We start from the raw sequence: 15,713 nt of genomic DNA on the forward strand, positions 1-15,713 counted from the left end.
TGTAAAAGGGCTCCAAGCCTGCGGCGGCATACTACACGCAGCAATCAGGCTACAGGGTGCGCACTGGCCGATATTCGCCCCCTGTTTGCAGTTTGACGCAAAAAGGCGACACCCTGCGAACGCATAGCCTTCGCAGGGCGAAGCGGCTGAGCCAGCCTCAGGCCGATTTGGTTGCGACACGGGGCAGTGGGCGCTTCCTGGGCGAGAAGATCGAACTCATGCACACGATGGCAATTGCCAGCGCGCCGGTTGTCATTACTTCCATGCGGTGGCCGGGCATGATCAGCATCATTGCCAGAATCCCGATGATGGAGGCGACGACCAAGTAGCTCAGCCAGGGGAACAACCACATCTTGAAGGCCATGACCTCACCTCGACGAGCCATCTGCTTGCGCAGGATCAGTTGCGATACCGCGATGGCCAGGTAGACCAGCAGTGCCACGGCACCGGAACTCGCCAGCAGGAAGGAGAACACCTCGTCCGGCGCAAAGTAGTTCAACGCGGTGGTAAGGAAGCCTACAGCGGTGCTGGCCATGACCGCGACGAATGGCACACCGGCCGATGAGGTGCGCTGGAGAACGGCAGGGCCGTCGCCACGTCTGCTCAGCGAGTAGACCATGCGCGATGCGGTGTAGATTGCCGAGTTGAGGCAGCTGGCCACGGCAATCAGCACGACGACATCCACGATCATCTTGGCGTGAGGGATGTTCATCAGCTCAAGGGCCCTCTGATAGGAGCCGACCTGCACCAGCATGGGGTCGTTCCAGGGCACGATCGAGACGATCAGGAACACCGAGACGATGTAGAAGATGCCCATGCGCCACACGACCGAGTTGGTAGCGCGGGTGATCTGTCTGGAGGGGTCCTTGGATTCTGCGGCGGCGATGGTGACGATTTCGGTGCCCATGAAACTGAACACCGTGGTCAGCATGGCGCCAATCACCGCTGCCATGCCGTTGGGCATGAAACCGCCGAAGTCGTTGCTCAGCTTGGCCACGCCACTGACGCTGAGGTTTGGCACCACGCCGGTCAGGGCCAGCGCACCCAGGGCGATGAAGGCCAGTACGGCGATGACCTTGAGCATGGCGAACCAGAACTCGAACTCCCCGTAGCGCGCAACGCTGAACAAGTTGGTCAAGGTGAGCAGGGCAGTAACGGCCAGTGCGAATTCCCAGGTTTCGATCGCGGGGAACCAGGCATGCAGGATTGCCGCTGCGGCAATTGCCTCGATGGGAATGACCAGCACCCAGAACCACCAGTACAACCATCCAATGGTAAAACCGGCCGAACGACCCATTGCGCGTTCGGCATAGGTGGAAAACGAACCGGTATCAGGGGAAGCAACTGCCATTTCACCGAGCATGCGCATGACCAGCACAACCAGTGTGCCGGACATGATGTAGGCCAGGATGGCCGCTGGGCCGGCCGCTGCAATTGCATGCCCCGATCCGATGAAAAGGCCGGCACCGATAGCGCCGGCTATCGAGAGCATGGTGACGTGGCGCTGCTTGAGGCCGGGGGCCAGAGTTGAATGGCTGGACATTATCATTACCCTTGTTGTTATAGATGGCGGGTTAACAGCTAATGCGAATCGTGCTCTGGTAGATCAATGCGGTGTTGCGGCGCTTAACTGAATGCCTCGCGGACAGCGTTGCTGATGCCTTCGGTGCAGACACGCAGAATCAGTTCGCCTTTCTCGCGGCTGGCGCCTTTTGGCGATGACAAGGTTCCACACGCCGGCGTGCGCTCGGCAATGATCGGGAACACATCGTAGGGGGGGAAGGTGGCTGGCGGATGATCGACGGCACGGGTCAGGTCGACTTTCTCGGGGTGCAGGGCCAGCATCAACGAAGTCTCGAAGACGCCACCGTGTTCAATGTCCCAGCCGAGGAATCCGTCAGGGTAGAGTTCCTGGATGACCTCAGGCGCGTTGACGAAGTCCCAGTAGGACAGGACCACGACCTTGAAATCGGTGATGCCGGCATAACGGAGTTCGCGCAGCGCCAGGTCGATGCCTTCCACGATGAACATGGAGTTCTCGTAGTGCCCGTTCATCATCACCAGCTGACGCGCGCCGTGCCGGGCCAGCTCCCTGATGATGTCCTGGATGGTATGTGTCAGTGTTGCGCCATCCAGGCTGGTGGTGCCGGGAAAGTGGTTTCCGCCGCCCGATTTTTGCTGCGACTTGTAGCCGTAGGCCAATGCGGGGAGCACCAGGCCGTCGACATTGCGCGCTACGGCCTTGCACAGCGCGGTCGGTAGCAGTACATCCACTTCCATGCACATGTGGTGGCCGTGTTGCTCCAGGGCGCCTACAGGCAAGAATATCGGGCTGCCGGATGCAACACGCCGGGCGTACTCGGGCCAGGTGAGTTCGCCAATTACAACGCTATCGTTCATCGGGTGGTCTCTCTATGTTCTTGTAATTGCAAAAGCTCGTCCGGTTTGCAGCAGTAGCAGATGTCCCAATTTGATCAGATCGCCATCGGCTGGAATTGTCAGTTTCCGACCTGGAATTGACAAAAGCTGCCGTGGCTCTATCCCGTAGGTCACGGCATGCGTTGATTCACGAGTTCAGGGGCGGCGAAAACGTTCATGTCGGACGAACTGATTTGCTTGCCCATTCTGCCTGGCAATTAGGGGTCGAAATCTGACATATCTGGCCAGGCAACTACCGGGACAATATTACTGTTCGCAGTAGACGCTGCGTGGGTAAAGTTGGAGGTAGTACATGCAGCAATTGACCGAAGTGGGCCAGCCATTGGCAAGCACAGTGCGCATTGGTTTCCTGTTGAGTGAAGGGTTTGATTTCTATGCGTTGGCCGCCGCATTGGAGCCGTTGCGCATCGCCAATGAAATTGCCCGGTGCGAAGTGTGCCAGTGGCAGATCATCAGCCTTGGCGGCCGGCCGTTGAAGGCCAGCAACGGTATTTCCACGGCCACCGTGGAACTGAGCCAGGCAAAACCGCTGGATATACTCATTGTCTGCCCGGGTGATGAAATGCGTTCACGCACAGGCACCCCGCATCTGCGCCACCGTGTATCGGGGCCGAAGGTGCGCTGTGCGGCAAAACAGATGACGTGGTGGTTGCCCACCGTTGACGATTACGCAGACCTGCCTGTCGGCCAGATCAAATGTGTGCATGCACCGGCCAGTGTTTCGGAACAGGTCAAGAAGACCCTGGCTTTGTTCCCGCCGTCTACATCCCACCTGCTTGGAGTCAGCGAACTGGCAACGCTGATCGGCGTTTCGCGGCAACTTCTCGAGCGCTTGTTCGCGCACCGCCCCCACTGAATCCTCACTATCGGTTGATTGCGCTGGCGCCTCGGATTCTGCGTCGCCTTTGCGGTGTTTGGCCTCGTTTGCACGGCGACGGATCTGGTCATTTACGGGTCGGATTCGCGCAAAAAAGCATTCGGCTTATCTGGTCGAATGGTCACCAGTGGCACCGATAAACAAGTTTCTCCGCTGTTAACTACAAGGAATAAAAAACATGCAAATGCCAAAAACCATTCAGATCAAGAACGGCGAAAAAGTCAAACCGACGTTCTCGCAACAGGAATATGCCAACCGTCAGTCCAAGTTGCGCACTTACCTGGCACAAAACAATATCGATGCTGCGGTCTTTACCTCCTACCACAATATCAACTACTACAGCGACTTCCTGTACTGCTCGTTTGGCCGCCCCTATGCACTGGTTGTCACTCAGGAAGCCGTCGTGTCGATCAGTGCCAACATCGATGGTGGCCAGCCATGGCGCCGTACGGTCGGTACCGACAACATCATCTACACCGACTGGCAGCGTGATAACTATTTTGTCGCGATTCAGCAGGCACTGCCCAAGGCCGGGCGCATCGGCATCGAGTTCGACCACCTCAACCTGATGAACCGGGACAAACTGGCCAGCCGTTACCCGCAGGCCGAGCTGGTGGACATCGCCGCGCCGTGCATGCGCATGCGCATGATCAAGTCGGCTGAAGAACACGCGATCATCCGCCAGGGCGCCCGGGTAGCCGACATCGGTGGCGCTGCAGTGGTGGAGGCCCTGCGTGACCAGGTACCTGAGTACGAAGTGGCATTGCACGCTACCCAGGCGATGGTGCGTGAGATCGCCCGCACCTACCCGGACTCCGAGCTGATGGATACCTGGACCTGGTTCCAGTCGGGCATCAATACCGACGGCGCCCACAACCCGGTGACCTCGCGCAAGGTCAACAAGGGCGACATCCTCAGCCTCAACTGCTTCCCAATGATCGCGGGTTATTACACCGCACTGGAGCGTACGCTTTTCCTGGACCACTGTTCCGATGAGCACCTGCGCCTGTGGGAGGTCAACGTCAAGGTGCATGAGGCTGGCCTTGAACTGGTCAAGCCCGGCATGCGTTGCAGCGACATCGCGCTGCAGCTGAACGAGATCTTCCTGGAGCACGATCTGCTGCAATACCGTACGTTCGGTTACGGCCACTCGTTCGGTACGCTTAGCCATTACTATGGTCGCGAGGCAGGCCTGGAGTTGCGTGAGGACATCGACACCGTACTCGAGCCGGGTATGGTGGTGTCGATCGAGCCGATGATCATGCTGCCCGAAGGCCTGCCGGGAGCTGGCGGTTACCGTGAACACGACATCCTGATCGTCAATGAGCACGGTAGTGAAAACATCACCAAGTTCCCGTACGGTCCGGAACACAACATCATCAAAAAGTGATTGAACCCGCCGCACAGTCACCCTGTGCGGCTTTCTCCCTGCACCGGCGATTTGCGCGGTGCGCCTGAAGGCGTGAACCGCGGTTGACTGAGTTACGCCGGATATAACTGCTCCTCTATCGAAACCGTGAGTGATGAAGTCTCTGCACCGGTGTGGAGGGTGGTATCCGTTTCGATCAGCATGACCGCACATTCTTCCTCGGCAATCGGCCGGTGTCGCATTTGCTTTGGAATCACGCAGAATTCTCCTGCGTTCAGGACAATGGTGCGGCTTTCGAGCTCGATGCGAAGCGTGCCAGAGACCACCGTAAACATTTCGTCTTCATGTTCATGGGCATGCCAGACGAACGCGCCTTTCAATTTCGCAATCTTGATGAAATGGTTGTTGACGCGGCCGATGACCTTGGGCTTCCAGTATCCGGTCAGCGTATCCAGTTCATGTTGCAGGTTGATGCTGTCCACCGTGTTGATCATGCGCGTACTTCCTTCTGCAAGTCAGTCTGAGGCTTGCAATCTAGAGCGGCGCGTGGCTTTTGCGTATCGACGAATTACAATACCGGTATTAACACTGCTAATGGCCTGGCATGAACAAGAACCACACCCTTGATCTGGCGCTGCTCAGGGCCTTTGTCGAAGTGGCGGATACCGGAAGCATGAGTGTTGCATCGGTAGGCCTGCACCTGACACAAGGGGCTGTCAGCCAGCGAATCAAGCGGTTGGAGGCATTCCTCGGCTGCCCATTGCTGATGCGTGACACTCAAGGCAGTAGCCTGACCTGGCAGGGGAGGTCGTTGTTGCCTGACGCTCGTCGCCTGCTGCGGATGCATGATGCATTTTGCGCCAGTGTCGGGGCCAGGGAATCAGACGCCCCGGTGCGTCTCGGGCTCCCGTTCGATATGGCCGGCGCGCCGCTTGCTCCCGTGCTGAAGGCGTTCGGTGATGCCTTCCCCAAGGCCGAGGTAAAGATCTTCAGTGCTTCGTCCGTGGACCTCGACCAGGTGTTCGCCACGGGCGAACTCGATCTGGTGCTCAGCCAAGGCCCGGTTGATGTCGAGTTGGGCGAACGCCTGGCTGTTGATCAGCTGGTGTGGCTGGGCAACGAGACTGCATCGGCACGGCGCCCATTGGCTCTGTGCTTCCTGACGGCGAATTGCGCCTTTCGCGACACCGTTTTCCGGTGTCTTGGCGAAGCAGGTATCGTGGCAAAGGTGGTATTTGAAAATGCGTCGGTCGATACCACGTTGACCATGGTTCGCAACGGGCTGGCGGTTACGCCATGGCTGCAAAGTCTCGTTCCTGAAGATATCAGCCTGGCTGCACCTGAATGTGGGTTACCAACACTGCCCGCGTTCGCCGTGCGGTTGCAGACGGTCGAGGATGCCAGTCGTTCCGTTTCTGGCCTCGCGGACATTATCCGGGAACATTTCAAGCGCTGAGACGGCTGCGTTTCTCATCACTGCGAAGCCGGTCCAAATGAGCAGTGCCAGATTGTTTGTTGACGTTGCTCCACGCCTGTGCACCCGACTGACGCAGGCCTACGGCTCTTGCGCAAGACCGTGCAGGTGCTCGCGCAGAAAGTCGATGAAGGCCATCGCCCGTGCCGAATGTCGCCGCTCGCGGCTGAACACCGCGCTGACGGGCAGTGCCGTGGCTTTGTAATCGTCAAGCACGCTTAGCACGCTGCCGCGTTCAACGTCTGCTTTGAAAAGCCATTGTGGGGAGAGGGAGATGCCCAAACCGCACAGCACCATTTCCCGAATGGCCTCGCTGCTGTTGCTGGTGACGTTGCCTGTGATGGCGATATCGAACGCGTCCGACCCCCGTGTGAAGCGCCAGCGATCGTATTGCTCCAGCAACGTGAAGCCGATGCAGTTGTGGTTTGCCAGTTCGCCAGGCTCCAGTGGCAGGCCGTGGCGTTCCAGATAGGCAGGCGAGGCGTATACCTGCCGCAGGGTGTTGCCGAGCGGTACCGCCACCAGGCCCTCGTTTTTCACTACGCCTATCCGGATCGCCACATCTATGTCCTCCATGAGCAGGTCTTCGTTGTGATCGTTCAGCCGGAGGTCAAGCCGCACATCGGGATAGCGCTGCAGAAAAGTCCCGATCAGAGGCGGGCAGATGCGGGGCAACTGACGATCCGGGTGGATCGGCAACGGTTCGCACTGGACGAGGTAAACGACGCCTTCCGCCAGGTCGCAGAAGGCCGCGCCAAGGGCAAGACAATCATCCAGTTGTTGAGCGAATAGAACCGAGAACGTTGAACGCCATGGTATCCGCCGATGGGGGCCGCTTTATCGAGCGGCCCCCTGACTTTGTCGTGCTGGAGAGCAGATTTCGGGGGACGCGATTCTATGGCACACGCTGAGTGGGTCAATTGCAATCGCTGGCATGCTTTGGCAATGCACACGATATCAGTGCTGCCAGCAGAACAAATACTGTGGAGATCCACAGGCAGGCCTCCAACCCGTAAGCCTGGAATACCCAGCCGGAAAGCAGCGTACCGACCAGCCGCCCTAGCGCGTTGGACATGTAGTAGAAGCCCACATCCAGCGATACCCCGTCTTCCTTGGCATAGCTGACGATCAGGTAGCTATGCAGTGACGAATTCACGGCGAACAGCACGCCGAACAGCATCAGCCCGCCAAGCACCATCACCTGGGCCGACCAGCCTGCCGACAGGCCCACGGCGATGAGCGCCGGCAGCCCGGCAAGGGCGATCGCCCAGATGAAAGCCGCGCGACCGTCGGGCACCTGGCCGCGTTTCTTGCCAGTGATGTGGGGGGCAAGCGACTGGACGATGCCGTAGCCGATTATCCATGCAGCCAGGAAGCCGCCGACTAGCCAGAAGTCCCAGCCAAAAGCCGTGCTCAGGTACACCGGCAAAGCCACGACGAACCAGACGTCACGGGCGCCAAAGAGAAACAGCCGTGCGGCCGAAAGAATGTTGATGGCCCGGCTCTTGGACAGCATGTCGCGGAACTTCGGCTTGGCCTTGGCCTTGCCCAGGTCCTTCTTCAGCAGGATCAGGCTGCCGACCCAGATCAATGCCAGTACCGTCGCCATGGCCAGCACCGCCAAGGTAAACCCGAGCAGTGCGAGCAGCGCTCCGCCGAGGAAGAAGCCCACTCCCTTGAGTGCATTTTTCGAGCCCGTGAGGATGGCTACCCACTTGTAGAGGGTGCCTTGCTGGCTATCCGGCACCAGAAGCTTGATGGAGCTCTTGGCGCTCATCTTGTTCAGGTCCTTGGCGATGCCGGACAGCGCCTGTGCCGCCATCACCCAGGGCACTGTCAGCCAGGCTGCCGGCACCGTGAGCATCAGCAAGGCCAGCACCTGCATGCCCAGGCCGATGTTCATGCTGCGGTTGAGCCCCAGGCGGGCGCCGAGGTAGCCGCCCACCAGGTTGGTGAGCACGCCGAACACCTCATAGAACAGGAACAGCGCCGCGATCTGCAGCGGCGTGTAGCCCAACGTATGGAAGTGCAGTACCACCAACATGCGCAACGCACCGTCGGTGAGGGTGAAGGCCCAGTAGTTGCCGGTAACCAGCAGGTACTGACGCACTTGTGCAGACAGGGCTGACAACGCCTTCATGATCGCCGGTTACTCCGCCGTGCCGACCAAGCGTGCCAGTTCAGCTGCACGGTTGGCGTAGCCCCACTCGTTGTCGTACCAGGCGTAGATCTTCACCTGGGTGCCATTGACCACCATGGTGGACAGCGCGTCGATGATCGAAGACCGTGGATCGGTGCGGTAGTCGATGGACACCAGAGGGCGTTCTTCGTAGCCCAGGATGTCCTTGAGCGGCCCTTCGGCAGCGGCTTTCAGCAGCGCATTGACCTCGTCAACCGTCGTCTCACGCTCCACCTCGAACACGCAGTCGGTGAGCGAGGCGTTGGCCAGCGGTACACGCACAGCGTGACCATTCAGCTTGCCGCGCAGCTCAGGGAAGATCTCGGCGATTGCGGTGGCCGAACCCGTGGTGGTCGGGATCAGGCTCATGCCCGAGGCACGGGCGCGACGCAGGTCCTTGTGCGGCGTATCGAGGATGCTCTGGGTATTGGTCAGGTCGTGGATGGTGGTGATCGAGCCGTGGCGGATGCCCAGGTGCTCGTGAATTACCTTGACCACCGGGGCCAGGCAATTGGTGGTGCAGGAAGCGGCGGTGACGATACGGTGCTGCGCCGGGTCGAACAGGTGCTGGTTGACGCCCATCACCACGTTCAGCGCGCCTTTCTCCTTCACCGGAGCGCAGACCACCACGCGCTTGACGCCCTGATCCAGATAGGCCTGCAGCACCGCTACCGACTTCATCTTGCCGCTGGCCTCGATGACCAGGTCGCAGCCCGACCAGTCGGTGTCCGCGATGTTCTTGTTCGCGGTGACCTTGATGCGCTTGCCCTCGATCACCACCGAGTCGCCTTCTGCCCCGGCTTCACGCTGCCAGCGGCCGTGGACCGAATCGAAGTTGATCAGGTGGGCGTGGGTCTCGGAGTCGCCGGCCGGGTCATTGATCTGGACGAATTCGAATTCCGGCCAGCCCCAGGACGCGCGCAGCGCCAGGCGACCGATACGGCCAAACCCATTGATGCCTACTTTGATTGCCATGGTCTTGTTCTCGAGTTGTGACTTCAGATGGATCGTTGATTGACACGCCTGGAAAGTTCCTCGGCCGACTCCTTGCGCTCGGAGTAGCGGTCGACGAGGTAGTCGGCGCGGTCGCGCAACAGCAGGGTGAACTTCACCAGCTCTTCCATGACATCGACGACACGGTCGTAGTACGGGGACGGTTTCATGCGGCCCGTTTCGTCGAACTCCAGGTAGGCCTTGGGCACGGACGACTGGTTGGGGATGGTGAACATGCGCATCCAGCGGCCAAGCACGCGCAACTGGTTGACCACGTTGAACGACTGCGAACCGCCGCATACCTGCATGACCGCGAGGGTCTTGCCCTGGGTCGGCCGTACGGCGCCCATGCTCAGGGGGATCCAGTCGATCTGCGACTTGAACACACCAGTCATCGCGCCATGACGTTCCGGGGAGCACCAGACCATGCCTTCCGACCACAGCACCAGGTCGTGCAACTCCTTGACCATCGGATGGTCATCCGGCGCGTCATCCGCCAATGGCAGGCCGGACGGGTTGAAGATTCGCGTCTCGGCACCGAAGTGCTCCAGCAGGCGGGCGGCTTCTTCGGTCAGCAGGCGGCTGAAGGAGCGTTCGCGGGTCGAGCCGTACAGCAGCAGGATGCGAGGCTTGTGGGTGGACTGCTGCGCGATCGCCAGTTTCTCGGCTGTCGGCAGATCGACCAGGTCGTTGTCGATGTTGGGAATGGGGTGTTCGGTCATGGTTTCACTCCTGGGAAAAGGCACCCGATGGCTGATCGAACCAGCGACGCTTGAGCCACCAGGCCACGCCAACCAGCGAGATCAGTACCGGCACTTCCACCAAGGGCCCGATGACGGTGGCAAACGCGACCGGCGAGGCGAGGCCGAAGGTGGCGATGGCCACCGCAATGGCCAGTTCGAAGTTGTTGCTTGCCGCAGTGAAGGCCAGCGCAGTGGTGCGGGGGTAGTCGGCCTCCAGCAGCTTGCCCATCCAGAAGCTGATGAAGAACATCACCACGAAATAGATGGTCAGCGGGATGGCAATGCGCAGCACGTCCAGCGGCAGTTGCAGCACCATGTCGCCTTTCAGGCTGAACATGGCAACGATGGTCAGCAGCAACGCCACGAGGGTCAGCGGGCTGATTTTCGGAATGAAGTGCTCCTGGTACCAGGTGGCGCCTTTACGGCTGATCAGGGTCTTGCGGGTCAGGAAACCGGCCAGGAACGGGATACCCAGGTAGATCAGCACCGATTGGGCTATATCGAGGAAGCTGGTCTCGATGACGCTACCTTCCAGGCCGAACAGTGGCGGCAGCAGGCCCAGGAAGATCCAGGCGTACACGCTGAAGAACAGGATCTGGAAAATGCTGTTGAAGGCGACCAGGCCGGCCACGTACTGGTTATTGCCGCCGGCGATCTGGTTCCATACCAGCACCATGGCGATGCAACGCGCCAGGCCGATGAGTATCAGGCCGGTCATGTACTCGGGCTTGTCGGAAAGGAACACTACTGCCAGCCCGAACATCAGCACCGGGCCGATCACCCAGTTCTGGATCAGCGACAGGGCGAGGATGCGCTTGTCCTTGAAGACCTGTGGCAACTCCTCGTATTTCACCTTCGCCAATGGCGGGTACATCATGACGATCAGGCCGATTGCGATGGGAATGTTCGTCGAGCCCACCGACAGACTGTGCAGCCACGCTGGCAACCCCTGGAACAGGCTGCCGAGAGCAATCCCCAGGCCCATGGCCAGGAAGATCCAGACCGTCAGGTAGCGGTCGAGGAATGAAAGCCGGCTTTTGCTCATGGTGTATCTCCCTGAACGTCAGAGCGTTCCGATGATCGCCAGCTCGGCCTTGAGCCGGGCGGCATCCGGTTGTTCGAAAGGCAATGCGAGAAATGCCTTTTTCTCGGCAGTGGTCAGCAGCAGGCAGCGACGCGCTGAGGGCGGTCACCCATGGTGTCCAGTCGTTTGGCGCTGGTGCTCAACCATTCGCGATTGGCTTCCAGCGTGGTTACCAGGACATCGCGTACCCAGGCGGGCAGCTCTGGATGCAGGCGGTAGTAAACCCATTGGCCCTGCCTGCGGTCTTCAAGCAGGCCGCAGGTGCGCAGTTGTGCGAGGTGGCGAGAAACCTTGGGTTGGCTTTCTTCCAGGGCGCAGATCAGTTCACAGACGCACAGCTCTTCCTCACGAGTGATCAGCAGCATCATCCGAATGCGGTTCTCGTCGGCGAGGCATTTGAAGACCTGGGTCGGGGTCAGCGAGTCAGTCATGGGTGTTCTCGGTGCGGGCAGTTGGTGCCTATGGCGGGGTATTCACTGTATATGTTTTTTCGAATATACGGATTTTCGAATGTATTGCAAGGCCGCCGGATCTGTTCTGCGCACCTTGTGAAAGCAACGGCCTTGCTCAATTCCCAAAGCTGGCGCGATCCCTGTAGGAGCGGCCTTGTGTCGCGAAAGGGCTGCAAAGCGGCCCCAGGTTTGATGCGCAACAGTTGAAATTGCTGGGGCTGCTTTGCAGCCCTTTCGCGACACAAGGCCGCTCCTACAGGGTCCCTGTCAACTTGATAAGGTACGGTAGCGTTCTGTCGATCAAGGCCGTGCAAATACGTTTAACATGCTCCAGGCCCGCCCCCATCGTTGAAAGAGATTCGCATGGAATTACGTCAGCTTCGCTATTTCCTGAGTGTTCTGGAGTACGGCAGCCTTGGCAGGGCTGCGGTCGAACTTGGGGTCGGCGCCTCGGCATTGAGCCAACAGCTGTCCAAGCTGGAGAGCGAGCTGTGTACCCGACTTTTGACACGTTCGAGCACCGGCGTCGCGCCGACGGCGGCCGGGCTGGCCTTCGAATACCATGCGCGCCTGGCGCTTCGCCAGGCGGAGCATGCTGTGCTGGCAGCACAGAGCGGCCGCATGAGCGGCTATGCCAGCGTGGGGCTGGCCCCGACCACTGCCTCGATCCTTGGCTTGGCGTTGATCGACAGGATGCGCGAACGCTATCCCGACATCCGGTTGCACCTGGTGGAAATGCTGTCTGGTTATCTGATGAACCAACTCAATGCCCGGCACCTCGACCTGGCGGTGCTGTTCCAGGCAGAGACGGGGCCGCGGCTGGAGGTACGGGCGCTTCTGACGGAGCGGCTGTTCGTGCTGGTTCCCGCGCCACTGGTCAAGGACGGCTGGGGCGAGTCGCTCACGTTGCAACAGATCGCGACGCTGCCGTTGGTTATGCCAAGCACGCAACACGGTCTGCGAACGACGTTGCGCTCGATTTTCGAGCGGGCAGGGCTGGAGGCCAGCATCGTCATGGAAGTCGATGGTTTGTCGCTGTTGATGGATTGCGTGTGTGCGGGCCATGCCGCCACCATCCAGCCCGGCGCGACGGTGGCCCGTGCGCATCAGGCGGGCCTGCGCGTGTTTGCTGTCGACGAAGCCCTGGCGCAGCGTCGCAATGTGATTGTCAGCCTGACTGATGACGAGCTCTCACCGGCGGCGCTGGCGACGCGGATCGTACTGCAGGACGTTGCCCGGGAGCAGGTGGAGCAGGGCCGATGGCCAGGCGCACGGCTGCTTTGACCCAGGCGCCGAGGGCGCTTGCTCCGACCCTTTAGAAAAACTGAATGCCTCCCCCCGACCATCGCGTTTCGCGGTCTGCGGGCGCTCATTAAAGTCCCCGGTCACGAGGAGCAGCCGAACATTCGGCTCTTCGTGATCTGGAGGCGAAATGATCGATGTGCTAGTCATCGGAGGGGGCAATGCCGCCCTCTGTGCCGCGCTGATGGCGCGAGAGGCCGGAGCCAGCGTGCTGCTGCTCGAGGCCGCACCCCGCGCCTGGCGTGGTGGCAACTCACAACACACGCGTAACCTGCGGTGCATGCATGATGGCCCCCAGGACGTACTGCTCGAGGCGTACCCGGAAGAGGAGTTCTGGCAGGACCTGCTGAAGGTCACTGGTGGCCAGACCAACGAAAAGCTTGCGCGCCTGGTGATTCGCGCATCCTCCAGCTGCCGTGGGTGGATGCGCCGGCATGGCGTGCATTTCCAGCCCTCATTGTCAGGTGCGCTGCACACCGCACGGACCAATGCCTTCTTCATGGGCGGCGGCAAGGCGCTGGTCAATGCCTACTTCCGCAGCGCCGAAAACCTTGGCGTACAGATACGCTACGACACCCCCGTAGCCGACATAGAACTGCAGGACGGACGCTTCGTTGCGGCCCATGTGCCTGCGCGCGAGGTTCAGGGGCGACACCTGCCCGCCGAGCGCATCGAGGCGCGTACCTGTGTGCTTGCCGCCGGTGGTTTCGAGTCCAACCGCCAATGGTTGCGCGAGGCGTGGGGGCAGAACGAGCGAGGGGAGTGGCCTTCGGACAACTTCCTTATCCGTGGTACGCGTTTCAATGATGGTGTGCTGTTGCGCCGCATGATCGAACAGGGCGCCGACACGATTGGCGACCCGACCCAGGCACATATGGTGGCGATCGATGCCCGCGCACCGCTATACGACGGCGGCATCTGCACGCGCATCGATTGTGTGTCGCTGGGCGTGGTGGTCAACCGCGACGGCCAGCGCTTCTACGATGAAGGCGAGGATTTCTGGCCCAAGCGCTATGCCATCTGGGGGCGCCTGGTGGCGCATCAGCCAGGGCAGGTCGGGTTTTCGATCATCGACCGGAAAGCCCTCGGGCGCTTCATGCCACCGGTTTTCCCGGGCGCCACCGCCGATAGCCTTGAGGCGTTGGCCGGCCTGCTCGGTTTGCCTGTGCAGGCCTTCCTCGAAACCGTACATGCCTACAACCGAGCCTGCCAGGTGGGCACTTTCGACCACACACGGCTGGACGACTGCCACACCGTTGGCCTGGAACCGGTGAAAAGCCACTGGGCGCGCCCGATCGATACGCCCCCCTACTACGGCTACCCGCTGCGCCCTGGCGTGACTTTCACCTACCTGGGGCTGCGCACCGATGAAACCGCCGCCGTTCATTTCGACGGGCGTCCCAGCCCGAACCTGTTCGTTGCCGGTGAAATGATGGCGGGCAATGTACTGGGCAAGGGCTACACCGCAGGCGTCGGCATGTCCATCGGCACCGCCTTCGGCCGTATCGCCGGAACCAGCGCTGCTGCGGCGGCGGGTTACGAACATCCAGAAAAAGAGAAGAGCCATGACTGCGCAACTGCCTGAGCCACGCCAGCCTGACACCGCCGGGCCGGCCCTCGAACTGATCCCGGTGTTGAACGTCGAGGAGCAGGAAGTGGACCGGCAAATGCGGATCTGCAATGCCTGCCGTTACTGCGAGGGCTTTTGCGCCGTTTTCCCGGCGATGACCCGCAGGCTGGAGTTCGGCAAGGCCGATATCCATTACCTGGCCAACCTGTGCCACAACTGCGGCGCCTGCCTGCATGCCTGCCAGTACGCGCAGCCCCACGAATTCGCGGTCAACGTGCCCCAGGCGATGGCCAAGGTGCGCGGGCAGACATACGCCGAGTACGCCTGGCCGGCCCTCTTCGGGCGGCTGTACAGGCACAACGGCACCTATGTCGCCAGTGCATTGGCCGTAGCCTTGTCGCTGTTCCTGCTGCTGACCTTGTTCGTCAACGGCACGCTGCTGCCCGGGCGGTTGGCTGGGAATTTCTATGCGGTCTTCCCGCACAACACCCTGGCGCTGATGTTCGGTAGCGTCTTTGTCGCTGCAGGCTTGGCTCTGGCGGTGGCGGTACGTCGCTTCTGGCGTTCGGTCTCGCCTGCCGAGGCGCTGGCGCAACCGGCAAAAGGGGCTGTGCTTGAGGCATCAAGCGCGGCGTTGACCCTGAAATACCTGGACGGTGGGCACGGCCAAGGTTGCAACAACGCCGATGATCGCTACACGCTCTGGCGCCGTCGCTTCCATCACTTCACCTTCTACGGCTTCATGCTGTGCTTTGCCGCCACGGTGGTCGCCACCGGGTATCACTATCTGCTGGGCCAGCAGGCGCCGTACCCGCTGCTGAGCGCACCGGTGTTGCTCGGAACCCTGGGCGGAATTGGCTTGATTGTCGGGCCTGCCGGGTTGCTGGCGCTGAACCTGCGCAGGGCGCCGGAGCAGGGCGATGTGGCCCAGCGCCCCATGGATCGGGCCTTCATCCTGCTTCTGCTGTTGGTCAGCGCCACAGGCCTTGCCCTGCTGGGGCTGCGTGATACCGCAGCAATGGCGGTCGTGCTGGCGCTTCACCTGGGGACGGTGATGGCGCTGTTCATCACGCTGCCCTATGGCAAGTTTGCCCATGGCCTGTTCCGCAGCGCGGCACTGCTCAAGTTTGCAATCGAGAAGCGCCGGCCCAACAAGCTGGGCCTGGGCGGGGAGTGAACCATGAACTCAGCCTGTATTTCCCCTGCGCCGTGCCGAGCCGGAAGCAAGGCA

General features: G+C 60.7%; 14 protein-coding genes and 2 pseudogenes. 7 read left to right on the forward strand and 9 right to left on the reverse strand.

What is annotated here, in order from left to right; all coding sequences use genetic code 11:
* Window positions 1–157: 157 nt before the first annotated feature.
* Both gabP and ABIB24_RS01135 read right to left on the reverse strand, forming a co-directional pair.
* Window positions 158–1,543, reverse strand: a complete 1,386-nt coding sequence (gene gabP / locus ABIB24_RS01130) for a GABA permease (protein ID WP_013972215.1) — start codon at window positions 1,541–1,543, stop codon at window positions 158–160.
* Window positions 1,544–1,626: 83 nt separating this feature from the next.
* Window positions 1,627–2,400 carry a creatininase gene (locus ABIB24_RS01135; protein WP_013972216.1) on the reverse strand — a complete coding sequence of 258 codons (774 nt, stop codon included), beginning with the start codon at window positions 2,398–2,400 and terminating at the stop codon, window positions 1,627–1,629.
* Window positions 2,401–2,731: 331 nt separating this feature from the next.
* On the opposite strand from ABIB24_RS01135, the gene ABIB24_RS01140 reads away from it, so the two are divergent.
* Window positions 2,732–3,295 (forward strand): type 1 glutamine amidotransferase family protein, encoded by a 564-nt coding sequence (locus ABIB24_RS01140; protein WP_023660547.1) that lies wholly within the window; start codon window positions 2,732–2,734, stop codon window positions 3,293–3,295.
* Window positions 3,296–3,494: 199 nt separating this feature from the next.
* Window positions 3,495–4,706 (forward strand): creatinase, encoded by a 1,212-nt coding sequence (gene creA, locus ABIB24_RS01145; RefSeq protein WP_013972218.1) that lies wholly within the window; start codon window positions 3,495–3,497, stop codon window positions 4,704–4,706.
* A 92-nt stretch (window positions 4,707–4,798) separates the two neighbouring features.
* Here the strand turns inward: creA and ABIB24_RS01150 are convergent, their stop codons facing one another.
* On the reverse strand, window positions 4,799–5,179 hold the full coding sequence (locus tag ABIB24_RS01150) for a cupin domain-containing protein (RefSeq protein WP_003256754.1): 381 nt from the start codon (window positions 5,177–5,179) through the stop codon (window positions 4,799–4,801).
* A 110-nt stretch (window positions 5,180–5,289) separates the two neighbouring features.
* On the opposite strand from ABIB24_RS01150, the gene ABIB24_RS01155 reads away from it, so the two are divergent.
* Entirely contained in the window at window positions 5,290–6,141 is an 852-nt protein-coding gene (locus tag ABIB24_RS01155; RefSeq protein WP_013972220.1) for a LysR family transcriptional regulator, read from the forward strand.
* Window positions 6,142–6,240: 99 nt separating this feature from the next.
* Here the strand turns inward: ABIB24_RS01155 and ABIB24_RS01160 are convergent.
* Window positions 6,241–6,822: pseudogene (locus ABIB24_RS01160) on the reverse strand (substrate binding domain-containing protein); the annotation flags it as partial.
* Here ABIB24_RS01160 and ABIB24_RS01165 point away from each other — a divergent pair.
* A pseudogene (locus ABIB24_RS01165) lies at window positions 6,820–6,951 on the forward strand (zinc-binding dehydrogenase); the annotation flags it as partial. The pseudogenes ABIB24_RS01160 and ABIB24_RS01165 sit on opposite strands and share 3 nt — an antisense overlap.
* Before the next feature lie 124 nt (window positions 6,952–7,075).
* Here the strand turns inward: ABIB24_RS01165 and arsJ are convergent.
* The 5 genes from arsJ to ABIB24_RS01190 all read right to left on the reverse strand — a co-directional run bounded on the left by arsJ (window position 7,076) and on the right by ABIB24_RS01190 (window position 11,589).
* A complete protein-coding gene (gene arsJ, locus ABIB24_RS01170; RefSeq protein WP_354315989.1) occupies window positions 7,076–8,299 on the reverse strand; it encodes an organoarsenical effux MFS transporter ArsJ in 1,224 nt (407 codons plus the stop codon).
* Between the two features lie 9 nt (window positions 8,300–8,308).
* On the reverse strand, window positions 8,309–9,313 hold the full coding sequence (locus ABIB24_RS01175; RefSeq protein ID WP_354315990.1) for an ArsJ-associated glyceraldehyde-3-phosphate dehydrogenase: 1,005 nt from the start codon (window positions 9,311–9,313) through the stop codon (window positions 8,309–8,311).
* Between the two features lie 23 nt (window positions 9,314–9,336).
* Window positions 9,337–10,053, reverse strand: coding sequence for an arsenical resistance protein ArsH (arsH, locus tag ABIB24_RS01180; protein ID WP_354315991.1), 717 nt, complete (start codon window positions 10,051–10,053; stop codon window positions 9,337–9,339).
* 4 nt (window positions 10,054–10,057) lie between these two features.
* Complete coding sequence (arsB, locus tag ABIB24_RS01185) at window positions 10,058–11,119, reverse strand: ACR3 family arsenite efflux transporter (RefSeq protein WP_075045498.1); 1,062 nt, start codon at window positions 11,117–11,119, stop codon at window positions 10,058–10,060.
* A 113-nt stretch (window positions 11,120–11,232) separates the two neighbouring features.
* Window positions 11,233–11,589, reverse strand: a complete 357-nt coding sequence (locus ABIB24_RS01190) for a metalloregulator ArsR/SmtB family transcription factor (protein ID WP_075045497.1) — start codon at window positions 11,587–11,589, stop codon at window positions 11,233–11,235.
* A gap of 384 nt (window positions 11,590–11,973) precedes the next feature.
* Here ABIB24_RS01190 and ABIB24_RS01195 point away from each other — a divergent pair, with 384 nt between their 5' ends.
* The 3 genes from ABIB24_RS01195 to tcuB all read left to right on the forward strand — a co-directional run bounded on the left by ABIB24_RS01195 (window position 11,974) and on the right by tcuB (window position 15,659).
* Complete coding sequence (locus ABIB24_RS01195; RefSeq protein ID WP_274078450.1) at window positions 11,974–12,894, forward strand: LysR family transcriptional regulator; 921 nt, start codon at window positions 11,974–11,976, stop codon at window positions 12,892–12,894.
* Window positions 12,895–13,042: 148 nt separating this feature from the next.
* Window positions 13,043–14,497, forward strand: a complete 1,455-nt coding sequence (tcuA, locus tag ABIB24_RS01200; RefSeq protein WP_274078449.1) for an FAD-dependent tricarballylate dehydrogenase TcuA — start codon at window positions 13,043–13,045, stop codon at window positions 14,495–14,497.
* Complete coding sequence (gene tcuB, locus ABIB24_RS01205) at window positions 14,478–15,659, forward strand: tricarballylate utilization 4Fe-4S protein TcuB (protein WP_354315992.1); 1,182 nt, start codon at window positions 14,478–14,480, stop codon at window positions 15,657–15,659. Before tcuA ends, tcuB begins: the two co-directional genes overlap by 20 nt.
* Window positions 15,660–15,713 lie beyond the last annotated feature (54 nt).

It is taken from the genome of Pseudomonas sp. UYEF17 (assembly GCF_040546125.1).
GTDB classification, from domain to species: Bacteria; Pseudomonadota; Gammaproteobacteria; order Pseudomonadales; family Pseudomonadaceae; genus Aquipseudomonas; species Aquipseudomonas putida_Z.

Coding starts and splice junctions, on each gene's coding strand:
- gabP (WP_013972215.1), bottom strand. CDS start 1,543: ATGTCCAGCCATTCAACTCTGGCCCCCGGCCTCAAGCAGCGCCACGTC.
- ABIB24_RS01135 (WP_013972216.1), bottom strand. CDS start 2,400: ATGAACGATAGCGTTGTAATTGGCGAACTCACCTGGCCCGAGTACGCC.
- ABIB24_RS01140 (WP_023660547.1), top strand. CDS start 2,732: ATGCAGCAATTGACCGAAGTGGGCCAGCCATTGGCAAGCACAGTGCGC.
- creA (WP_013972218.1), top strand. CDS start 3,495: ATGCAAATGCCAAAAACCATTCAGATCAAGAACGGCGAAAAAGTCAAA.
- ABIB24_RS01150 (WP_003256754.1), bottom strand. CDS start 5,179: ATGATCAACACGGTGGACAGCATCAACCTGCAACATGAACTGGATACG.
- ABIB24_RS01155 (WP_013972220.1), top strand. CDS start 5,290: ATGAACAAGAACCACACCCTTGATCTGGCGCTGCTCAGGGCCTTTGTC.
- arsJ (WP_354315989.1), bottom strand. CDS start 8,299: ATGAAGGCGTTGTCAGCCCTGTCTGCACAAGTGCGTCAGTACCTGCTG.
- ABIB24_RS01175 (WP_354315990.1), bottom strand. CDS start 9,313: ATGGCAATCAAAGTAGGCATCAATGGGTTTGGCCGTATCGGTCGCCTG.
- arsH (WP_354315991.1), bottom strand. CDS start 10,053: ATGACCGAACACCCCATTCCCAACATCGACAACGACCTGGTCGATCTG.
- arsB (WP_075045498.1), bottom strand. CDS start 11,119: ATGAGCAAAAGCCGGCTTTCATTCCTCGACCGCTACCTGACGGTCTGG.
- ABIB24_RS01190 (WP_075045497.1), bottom strand. CDS start 11,589: ATGACTGACTCGCTGACCCCGACCCAGGTCTTCAAATGCCTCGCCGAC.
- ABIB24_RS01195 (WP_274078450.1), top strand. CDS start 11,974: ATGGAATTACGTCAGCTTCGCTATTTCCTGAGTGTTCTGGAGTACGGC.
- tcuA (WP_274078449.1), top strand. CDS start 13,043: ATGATCGATGTGCTAGTCATCGGAGGGGGCAATGCCGCCCTCTGTGCC.
- tcuB (WP_354315992.1), top strand. CDS start 14,478: ATGACTGCGCAACTGCCTGAGCCACGCCAGCCTGACACCGCCGGGCCG.